At 66.9% G+C, this 13,960-nt stretch carries 9 protein-coding genes; 7 read left to right on the forward strand and 2 right to left on the reverse strand.

From position 1 onward, the window contains the following. Positions 1 to 230: 230 nt before the first annotated feature. The 3 genes from FSV73_RS05255 to FSV73_RS05265 all read left to right on the forward strand — a co-directional run bounded on the left by FSV73_RS05255 (position 231) and on the right by FSV73_RS05265 (position 5,893). Positions 231 to 647 (forward strand): HIT domain-containing protein, encoded by a 417-nt coding sequence (locus FSV73_RS05255; protein WP_145004934.1) that lies wholly within the window; start codon positions 231 to 233, stop codon positions 645 to 647. Continuing rightward, positions 644 to 853, forward strand: a complete 210-nt coding sequence (locus tag FSV73_RS05260; RefSeq protein WP_145004937.1) for a SlyX family protein — start codon at positions 644 to 646, stop codon at positions 851 to 853. The genes FSV73_RS05255 and FSV73_RS05260 overlap by 4 nt, the downstream gene beginning before the upstream one ends. A 192-nt stretch (positions 854 to 1,045) precedes the next feature. Further along, positions 1,046 to 5,893, forward strand: a complete 4,848-nt coding sequence (locus tag FSV73_RS05265; RefSeq protein ID WP_145004940.1) for an NAD-glutamate dehydrogenase — start codon at positions 1,046 to 1,048, stop codon at positions 5,891 to 5,893. A 101-nt stretch (positions 5,894 to 5,994) separates the two neighbouring features. On the opposite strand, the gene FSV73_RS05270 is transcribed toward FSV73_RS05265, so the two are convergent. Beyond that, positions 5,995 to 7,020 (reverse strand): alpha/beta fold hydrolase, encoded by a 1,026-nt coding sequence (locus tag FSV73_RS05270; protein WP_145004943.1) that lies wholly within the window; start codon positions 7,018 to 7,020, stop codon positions 5,995 to 5,997. 216 nt (positions 7,021 to 7,236) lie between these two features. Between FSV73_RS05270 and FSV73_RS05275 the strand changes: the two genes are divergently transcribed. The 4 genes from FSV73_RS05275 (at position 7,237) to FSV73_RS05290 (ending at position 13,076) form a co-directional block, all read left to right on the forward strand. Beyond that, on the forward strand, positions 7,237 to 9,486 hold the full coding sequence (locus FSV73_RS05275) for an ATP-binding protein (protein ID WP_145004946.1): 2,250 nt from the start codon (positions 7,237 to 7,239) through the stop codon (positions 9,484 to 9,486). 8 nt (positions 9,487 to 9,494) lie between these two features. Beyond that, positions 9,495 to 9,956: a response regulator gene (locus FSV73_RS05280; RefSeq protein WP_145004949.1), complete on the forward strand. Its 462-nt coding sequence runs from the start codon at positions 9,495 to 9,497 to the stop codon at positions 9,954 to 9,956. 102 nt (positions 9,957 to 10,058) lie between these two features. Next, on the forward strand, positions 10,059 to 12,470 hold the full coding sequence (locus tag FSV73_RS05285; RefSeq protein WP_145004952.1) for a response regulator: 2,412 nt from the start codon (positions 10,059 to 10,061) through the stop codon (positions 12,468 to 12,470). A 27-nt stretch (positions 12,471 to 12,497) separates the two neighbouring features. Beyond that, positions 12,498 to 13,076 (forward strand): biliverdin-producing heme oxygenase, encoded by a 579-nt coding sequence (locus tag FSV73_RS05290; protein WP_186309163.1) that lies wholly within the window; start codon positions 12,498 to 12,500, stop codon positions 13,074 to 13,076. On the opposite strand, the gene FSV73_RS05295 is transcribed toward FSV73_RS05290, so the two are convergent. Beyond that, the gene (locus tag FSV73_RS05295) at positions 13,073 to 13,954 is read right to left on the reverse strand and encodes a hypothetical protein (protein WP_145004955.1); all 882 of its coding nucleotides are present in this window, start codon (positions 13,952 to 13,954) and stop codon (positions 13,073 to 13,075) included. The genes FSV73_RS05290 and FSV73_RS05295 overlap by 4 nt on opposite strands. Positions 13,955 to 13,960 lie beyond the last annotated feature (6 nt).

Raw genomic sequence — 13,960 nt, forward strand, 5'->3', positions numbered from 1 at the left:
CCTCTTAAGAATCTTCCTTAGGAGTTCCCGTCCGATCGTCGTACCCGGATCGTATTAGCAAAAAGCGTGCACAAAGCTTCAATCGCAGTGCCCGCCTGTCTCCGCCTCGCTAATCGCCGGGGGCAGGGGAAAGTGTCGGAAGGGGTGGTTGCACCTTTGTGACACCAAAGGTTTCACTTACCAATAGTCGTGCACACTTTTAGTGCCGACTGGCTTTGGCAGGAGTTGAGATGTTCCAAATCGATTCGAGACTGGCCAGCGATACCCTGGAGGTCACGTCCCTGACGTTGTGCCAGGTGAGGCTGCTGAACGAACGCCGTTATGACTGGCTGGTCCTGGTACCCCAGCGCGCAAGTGTTACCGAGGTCCTCGACCTGGCCCCCGCAGATCAGCAGCAACTGTGGCGAGAGGTGACAACTGTTGCCCAGGTGTTGCGTGACGCGCACCCAGACCGCAAGTTGAACATCGGTGCCCTGGGGAACGTCGTCCGGCAGTTGCACCTGCACGTCCTGCTGCGGCAGGAGGGTGACCCGGCCTGGCCGGGACCGGTCTGGGGGCATTCGCCACGCGAGCCCTACAGCGCGGCAGCCGGCCGCGAGGCGGTGGATCGCTGGCGCACCCTGCTCGCACAGGAGGCAAGGCCATGACCCTGGAGGAACGCATCGCCGACCTGGAGATCCGTCAGGCCTTCCAGGACGACACCATCCAGACGCTGAACGACATCATCGTCGAGCAGCAGCGGGCCCTAGATCGCTGCGCGGCGCAGATTCGCGTCCTGGCCGAGCGTCAGGCCGAACTGCAGAGCGCAGGGGGTGGCGGCATGCCGGACGAGGCGCCGCCGCCACACTATTGAGATCCGTTCCGCAGCTGAATCTTGTTGTCGCCCTGACGTACGTGCGCGGCTGTCTTTGCCGGCTACTCTAGCGGTACTGCATCCTTGCACTCTTATGGTGCAGTCCGGCCTCATCCCCTGTGGAACTCGCTCCGGGAGAGGCCTGTCCTCTGCGGAGCGAAGCCCACAGCACCTTCAGGACGGAGTACGGTCATGGCGTTTTTCACCGCTGCCAGCCAAGCGGATTTCCAGCTACAACTCAAGAATGCCCTCGCGGCCCATGTCGAGGGGCACACCCTCGAGCAGTTGGAGCGCTTCACCGCCCAGTTCTTCGGCATCGTCCCGCTGGAGGAGCTGACCCAGCGTCGTCTCTCCGATCTGGTCGGTTGCGTGCTGTCGGCCTGGCGACTGCTGGATGTCTTCGATCCGGCCCAGCCGCGGGTCCAGGTCTTCAATCCGGATTACGAGCGGCACGGCTGGCAATCGAGCCATACCGTGGTCGAGGTACTGCATGCGGATTCGCCCTTCCTGGTGGATTCGGTGCGCATGGAGCTCAATCGCCAGGGCTACAGCGTCCATACCCTGCAGAACAGCGTGCTCAGCGTACGCCGGGACGCGCAGGGCCGCCTGCTCGAGCTGTTGCCCAAGGGCCAGCAGGGCGAAGGCGTGACGCGCGAGGCCTTGATGTTCCTCGAGATCGACCGCTGTGCGGCGACCAGCGAGCTGCGTGGCCTAGAAACCGCGCTGCAGGAAATCCTCGGCGAGGTGCGGCTGACGGTGGGTGACTTCGCCGCCATGAAGACCAAGGTCGCCGAGCTGCTGGCCTGGCTGGATCAGCGTCCGGGCAGGGTCGACGAAGGCGAGCTGGCCGAGGTCAAGGCGTTCCTCGACTGGCTGCGCGCCGACCGCTTCACCTTCCTCGGCTACGAGGAATTCACCGTCGAAGGCGAGGGCGAGACGGCGGTGCAGCGCTATGCGCCCGATTCCCTGCTGGGGCTGTCGCGGCGCCTGCGGGGGCGTCCCGAGACCGCCGCGATCACCCTGTCCGGCGAGCCGCTGCGCTACCTGCGCGAGCCGGTGCTGCTATCCTTCGCCAAGGCCGCCGATCCCAGCCGCGTGCATCGCCCGGCCTATCCCGATTTCGTTTCCCTGCGCGAGGTGGATGCCACTGGCCGGGTGGTGCGCGAGCACCGCTTCATGGGCCTCTACACCTCCAGCGTCTACAACGACAGCGTGCGCGAGATCCCCTACATCCGCCGCAAGGTCGACGAGGTACGGCGGCGCGCCGACTTCGACAGCAGCGCCCACCTGGGCAAGGAGCTGGCCCAGGTCCTCGAAGGCCTGCCGCGCGACGACCTGTTCCAGACGCCGGTGGACGATCTGTTCAGCACCGCCATGGCCATCGTGCAGATCCAGGAGCGCAGCAAGGTGCGCGTCTTCCTGCGCCGCGATCCCTATGGCCAGTTCTTCTATTGCCTGGCCTATGTGCCGCGCGACATCTATTCCACCGAAGTCCGGCAGCGCATGCAGCAGATCCTCATGGATCGCCTGCACGGCACCGACTGCGAGTTCTGGACCTTCTTCTCCGAATCGGTGCTGGCGCGGGTGCAGTTCATCCTGCGCGTCGATCCGCTGCAGCCGCAGGATGTCGATCCGGGGCGCCTGGAGCAGGAGATGGTGCAGGCCTGCCGCAGCTGGAAGGACGACTTCGCCAGCCTGATGGTGGACAGCTTCGGCGAGGCCCAGGGTACCTCCATCCTCGCCGACTATCCGCTGGGCTTCCCGGCCGGTTATCGCGAGCGCTTCGCCCCGCACCTGGCGGTGGTGGACATGCGCCACCTGCTGGCGCTGAACGACGAGCGCAGCCTGGCCATGGGCTTCTACCAGCCGCTGACCCAGACCGGCGACAACATCCTGCATTGCAAGCTCTACCACGCCGATACGCCCCTGGCGCTGTCGGACGTGCTGCCGATCCTGGAAAACCTCGGCCTGCGCGTGCTCGGCGAATTCCCCTATGAGCTGCGTCATCGCAACGGTCGTCGTTACTGGATCCATGACTTCGCCTTCACCACGGTGGCCGGGCTGGAGCTGGACCTGCAGCAACTCAACGACACCTTCCAGGACGCCTTCGTCCAGGTGGTGGCAGGCCAGGCGGAGAACGACAGTTTCAACCGCCTGGTGCTGACCGCCGGATTGCCCTGGCGCGACGTCGCGGTGCTGCGTGCCTACGCCCGCTATCTCAAGCAGATCCGCATCGGCTTCGACATCGGCTACATCGCCGCGACCCTCAATGCTCACGTCGACATCGCCCGGGAACTGGTGCGGCTGTTCCGCATGAAGTTCTACCTGGCGCGGCGCATGACCAGCGAAGACCTGGACGACAAGCAGCAGCGCCTGGAGCAGGCCATCCTCAGCGCCCTCGACGATGTCGCGGTACTGAACGAGGACCGCATCCTGCGGCGTTACCTGGACCTGATCAAGGCGACCCTGAGGACGAACGTCTTCCAGACCGACGCCGCGGGCAAACCCAAGGCCTACTTCAGCTTCAAGCTCGATCCCAAGGCCATCCCCGAGTTGCCGCGGCCGGTGCCGCGCTACGAGATCTTCGTCTACAGCCCGCGCGTGGAAGGGGTGCACCTGAGATTCGGCAACGTCGCCCGCGGCGGCCTGCGCTGGTCGGATCGCGAGGAAGACTACCGCACCGAGGTGCTGGGCCTGGTCAAGGCGCAGCAGGTGAAGAACTCGGTGATCGTCCCGGTGGGCGCCAAGGGCGGTTTCGTCCCGCGCCGCCTGCCGACCGGCGGGTCCCGCGACGACATCCAGGCCGAGGCCATCGCCTGCTACCGCATCTTCATCAGCGGCCTGCTGGACATCACCGACAACCTCAAGGACGGTGCGGTGGTCCCGCCGACTGCCGTGGTGCGCTACGACGGCGACGATCCCTATCTGGTGGTGGCAGCCGACAAGGGCACCGCGACCTTTTCCGACATCGCCAACGGCATCGCCCAGGACTACGGTTTCTGGCTCGACGACGCCTTCGCCTCCGGCGGTTCGGCGGGTTACGACCACAAGAAGATGGGCATCACCTCGCGCGGTGCCTGGGTCAGCGTGCAGCGCCACTTCCGTGAGCGCGGCATCGACGTCCAGACCGATCCGGTCACCGTGGTCGGCATCGGCGACATGGCCGGCGATGTCTTCGGCAATGGCCTGCTGCGCTCGCGCAGCCTGGAGCTGGTGGCGGCCTTCAACCACCTGCACATCTTCATCGATCCCAACCCGGACGCCGAGCGCAGCTATGTCGAGCGCGAGCGGCTGTTCAACCTGCCGCGCTCCAGCTGGACCGACTACGACGCCAGCCTGATCTCCCAGGGCGGCGGCATCTTCCCGCGCAGTGCCAAGCGCATCGCCATCAGCCCTGAGATGAAGGCGCGCTTCGACCTGCAGGCCGATCACCTGACCCCCAACGAGCTGATCAACGCCCTGCTCAAGGCGCCGGTGGACCTGATCTGGAACGGCGGCATCGGCACCTACGTCAAGGCCAGCTTCGAAAGCCACGCCGACATCGGCGACAAGGCCAACGACGCCCTGCGCGTGGATGGCTGCGAGCTGCGCGCCAAGGTGATCGGCGAAGGGGGCAACCTCGGCATGAGCCAGCTGGCGCGGGTGGAATTCGGCCTGCACGGCGGCGCCTGCAACACCGACTTCATCGACAACGCCGGCGGCGTGGATTGCTCCGACCACGAGGTCAACATCAAGATCCTGCTGGGCGACGTGGTCTCCGCCGGCGACATGACCGTCAAGCAGCGCAACACCCTGATGGGCGAGATGACCGACGAGGTCGGCGAACTGGTGGTCGCCAACAACTACATGCAGACCGGCGCCCTGTCGCTGGCGGAATACCGGGCGCGCACCCACCTGGCCGAATACCAGCGGCTGATCGTCGACCTCGAGGGTCGCGGCAAGCTGGATCGCACCCTGGAGTTCCTGCCCAGCGACGAGGTGCTCGCCGAGCGCGCGGCCAAGGAACAGGGGCTGACCCGGGCCGAGCTGTCGGTGTTGATCTCCTACAGCAAGATCGACCTCAAGGAGCAGCTGCTCGCCTCCTCGGTACCGGACGACGACTACCTCGCGCGGGACATGCAGGGCGCCTTCCCGCAACGGCTGACCGAGCAGTTCCCCGAGGCCATGGCCCGCCATCGCCTCAAGCGCGAGATCGTCGCCAACCAGATCGCCAACGACCTGATCAACCACATGGGCATCACCTTCGTGCAGCGCCTGTGCGAATCCACCGGCATGAGCGCGGCCGATGTCGCCCGCGCCTACGTGGTGATGCGCGACGTGCTGCACCTGCCGCACTGGTGGCGGCAGGTGGAAGCCCTGGATCACCAGGTGCCGGCGGAGCTGCAGTTGCGCCTGATGAGCGAGCTGATGCGCCTGGGTCGGCGGGCCACCCGCTGGTTCCTGCGCAGTCATCGCAGCGGCCTGGATGCCGGCGCAGTGGCGGCCTTCTTCGGACCGCGCATCGCCGCCCTCGGGGTGCGCCTCGACGAGCTGCTGCAGGGCGAGCCGCGCCAGGATTGGGAAGAGCGCTTCCGCGCCTATACCGAGGCGGGGGTGCCGGAACTGCTGGCGCGGGTCGTCGCCGGGACCAACCACATCTATACGCTGTTGCCGGTGATCCAGGCGGCGGAGGTCACCGCCCAGGATCCGCTGGCGGTGGCGGCCACCTGGTTCGCCGCGGGCGACGTGCTGGACCTGGCCTGGTACCAGCAGCAGCTCAACCAGCTGCCGGTGGCCAATGCCTGGCAGGCGCTGGCACGCGAGGCCTTCCGCGACGAGGTGGACGTGCAGCAACGCACCATCACCATCGCCATGCTCAATCTCAGCGAGGCGCCCAGCGATCCCGAAGCCCGGCTGTCGCTATGGCTGGAACGGCATCGGGCGGCGGTGGAACGCTGGCGTGGCCTGCTGGTGGACCTGCGCAATGCCAGCGGCCAGGACTACGCGATGTACAGCGTTGCCAGTCGCGAGCTGGCAGACCTGGCCAGCAGCAGCGTCTGACGGCCCGTTCGGGCGCTGGCCTAGCCGGCGCCCAATTGCAAGGCCATCGAAAAGGCGGCGTACCCTCGGGTGCGCCGCCTTTTTTCATGAGCGGGCGTCGGTCAGGGTTTGACCGGAGTGGCCGGCGACCGCAGGGCGGCCAGGCCCTGCAGCAGGGCCTGGTGAAAGCGCTCCGGTGCCTGCATCTGGGGCGCATGGCCCAGGTCGGGGAATTCCACCAGGGTCGCCTGGGGAATGAGCTTCGCCGCGGCCTTGCCCAGTTCGGGATAGTGCCCCAGGCGGGCCTTGACCTCCGCGGGCGCCGCGTCCTTGCCGATGGCGGTGGTGTCCCGCTGGCCGATCAACAGGAGGGTCGGCATGCGCAGCTGCGGGAATTCGTAGACCACCGGCTGGGTGTAGATCATGTCGTAGATCAACGCCGAGTTCCACGCCACCCGGTCCTTGCCCGGGCCATCGTTGAGGCCGGCGAGCATGGTCACCCAACGCTCGTAGCGCGGTGACCACTGGCCGGCGTAGTAGGTGGCGCGTTCATAGTCCCGGATGCCGTCCGCCGAGGTCCTAAGCTCGCGCTCATACCACTGGTCCACGCTGCGATAGGGCACGCCCAGGGCCTTCCAGTCCTCCAGGCCGATGGGGTTGACCAGTACCAGTTGCTCGGTGGCCTGGGGGTAGAGCAGGGCGTAGCGGGTCGCCAGCATACCGCCCGTCGAGTGGCCGATCAGGGTGGCGCGGTCGATGCCCAGGTGGTCGAGCAGGGCGCGGGTATTGGCGGCCAGTTGCTGGAAGCTGTACTGGTAATGCGCCGGTTTGCTGGATTTGCAGAAGCCGATCTGGTCGGGGGCGACGATCCGATAGCCGGCAGCGGCCAGGACGCGGATGCTGTCCGCCCAGGTGCCGGCGCAGAAGTTCTTGCCATGCAGGAGGACCAGGGTGCGGCCATTCGCTTGGCCGGTCGGCGCCACGTCGAGATAGGCCATCTCCAGGTGCTGGCGCTGGGAGTCGAAGGCAAAGGTCGCGACCGGAAAATCATAGTCGAAGCCTTCGAGACGCTCACCATAGAGGGTTTCCGCCTGAGCGAACGGACTCAGCAACAGGGCGGCGAGGGGCAGGGCGAGGCGCAGGGACATGGGCAGGATCCTGGGGGATAAAGTCACTCCGACCGAGCGCCCTCGGCGAAGATTCCAGCCGGTCGTGGGCGAGCGATCGCATTCACCGCCGAAAAGCAGCCATTCCGGCCGTTTCGCTTCGCCTCCCGCGCGGGGTCTGATAGTCTGACGAACCCTTCGTAACCTTTGCGCGCACTCCTTTTTTGCGCTTCTTTCCGATCATACGAGGTTTCCGGTTTGGCGCTCGAGTCACCTTCCACCACGCAGCCCGACGCTCTGGCCGATTGCGCCAACGAGCCGATCCATGTTCCCGGCAGCATTCAGGAGCACGGCTTCCTGTTCGCCGTGGAAGAGCCGGGTCTGCGCATCCTCCAGGCCAGCGCCAATGTGCGCGAGTACCTGGGGGTGGCCGTGGAGGAGGTGCTCGGCCGCTCGCTCGAGGACTTGCTGCCGGAGCAAGACCTGGCCGCCATGCTCGGGGCGCTGACCCAGGAAGAGCAGAATCCCATTTACCAGGGCGACGTGACCCTGGGGCCGCGACAGCAGACCTTCGCGCTGTTCATGCACCGCTTCGGCGGCGTGCTGATCGTCGAGTTCGAGGCGCCGATAGACAGCCGGCTCGGCCTCAATACCCTCTATCCCATGGTGCGGGTGTTCATCGAGCAGCTGCACCAGGCCGAAACCGTCGACGCCATCGCCACCCTCGCGGTGCGCGAGGCCAAGCGCATTTCCGGCTTCGACCACACCATGATCTACCGCTTCGACGCGGACGGTCACGGCCAGGTGCTGGCCGAGGAACTCGATCCGGGCGTGCCCAGCTACCTGGGGCTGAGGTTCCCCGCCTCGGATATCCCCGCCCAGGCGCGCCGGCTCTACCTGGCCAACCGCATCCGGGTGATCGGCAACGCCTACTATCAGCCGTCCCCGCTGCAACCGCAGACCAACCCGCGCACCGGCCAGCCGCTCGATCTCAGTTTCGCGCAGCTGCGCAGCGTATCGCCGGTGCACCTGCAGTACATGAGAAACATGGGCACCCTGGCCTCCATGTCCATCTCCATCGTGGTCGGCGATCGGCTCTGGGGTCTGGTGCTCTGCCACGACCGCCAGCCGCAACGGGTGTCCTTCCAGACGCGCACCGCCTGCGAACTGTTTGGCCGGGTGCTGTCGCTGCAGATCGATGCGGCCGAGACCCATGCGGAAGCCGATCGGCGCCTGGCCCTGCGCCAGGCCATGGTGCAGATGCTCTCGACCATGGCCGACCGCGACAGCGTCTGCCAGGGGCTCCTGGAGCTGCCGCAGGTCTACCTGGATTTCGCCCGCGCCCAGGGCGCGGCCATCATTTCCTCCGATGGCACCGAGCTGATCGGCCAGGTGCCGCCGCGCGAGGTGGTGGATCGCCTGGTCGAGTGGCTGTCGGTCAACGTCAAGGATCATTTCATCACCGACAACCTGGCCAAGGACATCGCCGAGCTGCCCGAGCTGGCCGAGCATGCCGCCGGGATCCTCGCCGTACCCATCTCCGAGTTGCATTCGCACTACCTGATCTGGTTCCGCAGCGAACTGGTCCAGGTGGTCAACTGGGCCGGGCGTCCGAGCAAGCAGGAAGGCAGCGACGGCCGCCTGTCGCCGCGCCAGAGCTTCGTCCTCTGGCAGGAGACGGTGCGCGGCCTGTCGCTGCCCTGGTCGCCGCTGGAGCTGGAAAGCGCCATCGAGCTGCGCAACGCGGTGCGCGGCATCGTCCTGCGCAAGGCCGAGGAGATGGCCGAGCTGGCCGAGGAGCTGCAGCGCAGCAACAAGGAGCTGGCCGCCTTCTCCTACAGCGTGTCCCATGACCTGCGCGCCCCGCTGCGCCACATCGCCGGCTATGCCGAGCTGCTGGGCGACATCGAGGGCGGCAAGCTGTCGGACCGTGGCCGGCGCTTCCTGGACAACATCGGCTCGTCGGCGCGCTTCGCCGGCAGCCTGGTGGACAACCTGCTGAGTTTCTCGCAGATGGGGCGGGCGGCGATCCGCTACTCCGACGTCAACCTCACGGCGCTGGTGGAAGCCATTCGCGAGGAGATGGCGCCGGACTATGCCGACCGGCAGGTGGAATGGCACATCGGGCCGCTGCCTGTCGTCATCGCCGATGCCGCCTTCGTCCATCTCGCCTTGCGCAATCTGCTGGCCAATGCCATCAAATACAGCCGGTACGAGGATCCTGCGGTGATCGAGATCGGCGCGCTGCCGGGCGATTCCGAAGACATCGTCTTCGTCCGCGACAACGGCGTCGGTTTCAACATGGATTACGTGGGCAAACTGTTCGGCGTCTTCCAGCGCCTGCACCACGCCGATGAATTCGAGGGTGTGGGCATAGGTCTCGCCAGCGTCAGACGCATCATCGAGCGCCATGACGGTCGCGTCTGGGCAGAAGGTGCCATAGGCGAAGGCGCTACCTTCTATTTCGCCTTACCCAAACAACGTCCGTCGCCGGTACACAAAAGGTAGTCCTGTTCATGCTCAAACCCATTGTGCTGGTCGAAGACAATCCGCACGATCTGGAACTCACGCTGGTCGCCCTGGAGCGTAGCCAGCTGGCCAACGATGTCGTGGTCCTGCGCGACGGTGCCGAGGCCGTGGACTACCTGCTGCGGCGCGAACCGCACGCCGATCGGGAGCCGGGCAACCCCGCCGTGATGTTGCTGGATCTCAAGCTGCCCAAGGTCGACGGCCTGGAGGTGCTGGAGCTGGTGCGCAGCACCCCCGAGCTGTGCAGCATCCCCGTGGTCATGCTGACGTCGTCACGGGAAGAACCCGATCTCGAGAAAGCCTACGAGCTGGGGGTGAACGCCTACGTGGTCAAGCCGGTCGAGTTTCGTGATTTCGTCGCCGCGATCAGTGATCTCGGCGTATTCTGGGCCGTGCTCAATGAGCCGCCACCGGGATCGCGACGCGTCGCCCGGCGGACTGGCCGCTAAGGAGTGAGCGAGATCAGTTCATCCGTAGCCAGTCAGCCGCCACCGGCAGACCGACGCGACCCGGCTTCCCTGAGCGAACAGATCCAAGGCCGACGTCCGTTTATGCCTCTCTCGAAAAAGATCAAGATCCTGTTGGTGGAGGACAGCAAGCTCGATGCGGAGCTGATTCTGATCGAGCTGGAAAGACACGGCTTCGAACTGCACTCCAAGATCGTCTACGAGCGCACCGGCCTCACGCTGGCCCTCAGCCAGCAGACCTACGACATTATCCTCTCCGACATCATCCTGCCGGGTTTCTCCGGGGCCGAGGCCCTGCGCGTGGCGCGGGCGCTGGCACCGGAGACGCCCTTCATCTTCGTCTCCGGCATCTTCGGTGAGGTGCACGCGGTGGAGATGATGCGCCTGGGGGCCAACGACTACGTGCTCAAGCAGAGCATGGAGTTGCTGGCCAAGGCGGTCGAGCGGGCGCTGCTGGTGGTGCACGAGCGCCGCGAACGCCATCGTGCCGAAGAGGCGCTGCACAGCCTGGAGGTCCGCTCGCGGCTGGCCATGGATGCCTCGCGGCTGGGCATGTGGGAATACCTGCCGGCCAGCCGCACGCTGGTCTGGGACGAACGCTGCAAGGCCATGTTCGGGCTGCCGGCCGACGCCGTGGTCGATCTGGCGGTGTTCGAGCGCCTCTGTGGCACCGAGGGCCTCCAGCGTTTCCTCGACACGGTTCGTCAGGCCGGTGCCGACGAGCGCGACGACGACTACCGCAGCGAATACCGGATCCGTCTGGACAACGGCGCCCAGCGCTGGGTCGAGACCCGTGGCCAGCCCTTCTTCGAGGCGGGCGTCTGCACCCGATTGCTCGGCGTGATGCTGGACATCACCCAGCAGCGCGATGCGGCGGAAAAGCTCGAACGCCTCAACGTCAGCCTCGGCGAACGTGTCGAGGAACGCACCCGGGAGCGTGACCGGACCTGGGACCTGACCCGGGACCTGCTGCTGGTCTGCCGCCCGGATGGCACCCTGGTGGCGCTCAACCCGGCCTGGGAGGAAAACCTCGGCTGGTCCCGGGCGGAGCTGATCAATTCCTCCCTGCTGGCGCTGGTGCATCCCGACGAGCGCTTCCTCACCGACAACGAACTCAAGCAACTGGCCGCCCGCGCGGCCAGCCAGAGATTCGTCAATCGCATCCGTCACCGTGACGGCAGCTATCGCTGGATTTCCTGGACGGCGGTCCCGGATGCCGGCATGACCTACTGTTCCGGCCGCGACATCTCGTCGGAAGTCCTGGCGATGGAAGAGCTGGCGGCGGCCAACCGGCAGCTGCGCGAGCAGATCGACGAGCGCGAGCGGGTGGAAGAGACCCTGCAGCAGATGCAGCGCCTGGAGGCGGTGGGCCAACTCACCGCGGGCGTGGCCCATGACTTCAACAACCTGCTCACCGTGGTGCTCAGCAGCGCCAGCTTCCTGGAGCGCGACCTGGCCCGCCTGGACGCCAGCGACAAGACCCAGGGGCGGGTGCAGAACATCCGCGAAGCGGGCGAGCGGGGGGCCAAGCTCACCGCCCAGCTGCTGGCCTTCTCCCGGCGCCAGCGCCTGGCGCCCAAGCCGGTCAAGCTCAACGAGACCGTCGAGGGCATGCTCGAACTGCTGCGCAGCACCATGGGTGGCAGTGTCTGGATCGAGACCCATCTGCGCGCCGATTGCTGGCATGCGCTAGTGGACCCGACGCAGATCGAACTCATCATCCTCAACCTGGCGATCAATGCGCGGGATGCCATGGCCGTCGGCGGCACCCTGCGGCTGAGTACCTCGAACCAGACCATCAGCGAGCCGCCCCAGCGCCCCGAGGAGCCGGAACCCGGCGAGTACGTGCTGCTGGCGGTGCAGGACTCCGGCACGGGCATGAGCGAGGAGGTGCTGGCCAAGGCCTTCGAACCCTTCTTCACCACCAAGGAGGTGGGCAAGGGCTCCGGGCTGGGGCTCGCCCAGGTATTCGGCTTCGCCAAGCAATCCGGGGGTGGGGTGCGCATCGAGACCTGCATGGGGACGGGCACCACGGTGATGGTCTACCTGCCGCGCACCCAGGCCGGCGAGGCGCCGGATCCGGTCGGTCTGCCCGTGCTGGATCGCGATGCCCAGGCGGCCGAACGGCGCATCCTGCTGGTGGACGATGACCATGCGGTGCGCGGCGTCACCGCCGCGCTGCTGGCGGACCTCGGCTACCAGGTGGTGGAGGCCAGCAATGGCTTCGCCGCCCTCAGTGCCCTCGAGCGGGATCCGCAGATCGACCTGCTGCTGGCGGACTTCGCCATGCCCGGCATGAACGGCGCCGAACTCGCCCGCCAGGCGCGCAAGCACCTGCCACGCCTGCCGGTGGTGTTCATCACCGGCTACGCCGAGTTGGGCGAGCTCGACCCCGAACAATCATTCATCGTGCCCAAGCCCTTTCGCGAGGCGGACCTGGCCGCGCGGCTGCAGGCGGCCCTGCGCGGCGAGAAGCCCCAACCTTCGCCGAGCTGACGGCAGCCGTCGAGACGAGGTATCTGCGTGTCCACCATCCGTGAAATGTTGCGTGCCGAAGGCGGTGCTCTGCACCAGCAGGTCGACGCGGCCTTCGGTCGCTATGAGCTCCAGGCGCGGCCCCACTACACCGCCTTCCTGCAGGCCCACGCCCAGGCGCTGATCGGCCTCGAGGACCTGCTGGAGCGCTCCGGCATCCAGCGCTTGCTGCCCGATTGGCCGGAGCGGCGGCGGACCTCGGTGCTGGGCGCGGATCTGCAGCGACTGCACGCCGACCAGCCCGAGGCGGTGGTCATCGAGCGGCTGCTCGACGAGGGCGAGTGCTGGGGGGTGGCCTATGTGCTGGAAGGCTCTCGCCTCGGGTCGCGTCTGCTGGATCGCCATGCGGGGGAGAGTCCGGACGAGGCGGTACGCGACGCCCGCGCCTACCTGGGCCATGTGCCACCCCAGGGCGCCTGGCCGGCGTTCCTCGCGCGGCTGGACACGGCGGGCGGCGAGGCGAGCCTGCACCCCGGCATGCTGGCCGGGCAGCGCCTGGCGTTCGAGGTCTTCCTGGCCGCCGGACGCCAGCATGCGCCCGTCAAGGCACCCTCCGAGTCCGCCTAGAGCGCCCTGAGGTAACCCGTCACCTCGGCGGCGCCGAGCCGCTCGAGGATTTCGGCCAGTACCCGGGTGCTGGCGACCTCGTTGGGCAGCAGCAGCCATTCCAGGTCCTGCCCCGGCGCCGGCGCCGGCAGCGGCAGGCGGGCATAGTCGAGCTTCAGGCTGAGCAGTACCTGGATGAAATCCGGGTGATTCCAGACCGCGTTGGGCAAGGCATAGAGCGCGAAGGCCTGCTGCAGGCGCTCCACCGCCGCCAACTCCAGGCGCAGGCAGTGGACCTGTGCCGGTACTTCCACGGCGATCCCGCGGATGCGGGCGTAGGCGACGATGCTGGCAAAGGCCAGGGTGGTGCTCGCGTCGTTTTCCAGGAAGAAGCGCGGGCCGCGCCAGCTGGCCTGGCGCAGGCGCAGCGGCTGTTCGCTGGAGAGCGTCGGCAGCGCCCGATAGAGGGCCGCCTGAAAATCCCGGTAGCCGATGATGCGCGCCTGGTCGCGCGCCGCCGGCAGGGCCGCCAGTTCCTCGAGTTGCTGCACCGTCGCCAGGGCGGGCTCGCCGAGACGATGGCAGAGGCCGTCCAGCTGGCGCAGGTCGAACGCCGGCAGCTGCCGGGTATCGGCGACCACCAGCTGGCTCAGCAGCGCGTGGGCCTTGCTCTTGATTTCCTGGGTCGGGCCGGACAGGGCCGCCCGGGGCAGGTTGTGGAGCAGATGCAGCGGATGACCGTCATCCCACCAGAGGCTGTTCTGCGGCAGCGGCAGCGGGACGAAGGCATCGGCCAGGCGTTCCAGGCAGCGCTGGATGCGCCGACTCGCCAGGGACGGATGCAGGTGCCAGGCCAGCGAGGACCAGGGGCTGCCCAGGAGGTTGGCACTGTTGCTCATGAGGTC

Source organism: Pseudomonas oryzihabitans (assembly GCF_007665395.1).
Lineage (GTDB): Bacteria > Pseudomonadota > Gammaproteobacteria > Pseudomonadales > Pseudomonadaceae > Chryseomonas > Chryseomonas psychrotolerans_C.

What these genes read in the sequence shown, in the direction of transcription:
- FSV73_RS05255 (WP_145004934.1), top strand. Translation starts at nt 231, where the DNA reads ATGTTCCAAATCGATTCGAGACTGGCCAGCGATACCCTGGAGGTCACG.
- FSV73_RS05260 (WP_145004937.1), top strand. Translation starts at nt 644, where the DNA reads ATGACCCTGGAGGAACGCATCGCCGACCTGGAGATCCGTCAGGCCTTC.
- FSV73_RS05265 (WP_145004940.1), top strand. Translation starts at nt 1,046, where the DNA reads ATGGCGTTTTTCACCGCTGCCAGCCAAGCGGATTTCCAGCTACAACTC.
- FSV73_RS05270 (WP_145004943.1), bottom strand. Translation starts at nt 7,020, where the DNA reads ATGTCCCTGCGCCTCGCCCTGCCCCTCGCCGCCCTGTTGCTGAGTCCG.
- FSV73_RS05280 (WP_145004949.1), top strand. Translation starts at nt 9,495, where the DNA reads ATGCTCAAACCCATTGTGCTGGTCGAAGACAATCCGCACGATCTGGAA.
- FSV73_RS05285 (WP_145004952.1), top strand. Translation starts at nt 10,059, where the DNA reads ATGCCTCTCTCGAAAAAGATCAAGATCCTGTTGGTGGAGGACAGCAAG.
- FSV73_RS05295 (WP_145004955.1), bottom strand. Translation starts at nt 13,954, where the DNA reads ATGAGCAACAGTGCCAACCTCCTGGGCAGCCCCTGGTCCTCGCTGGCC.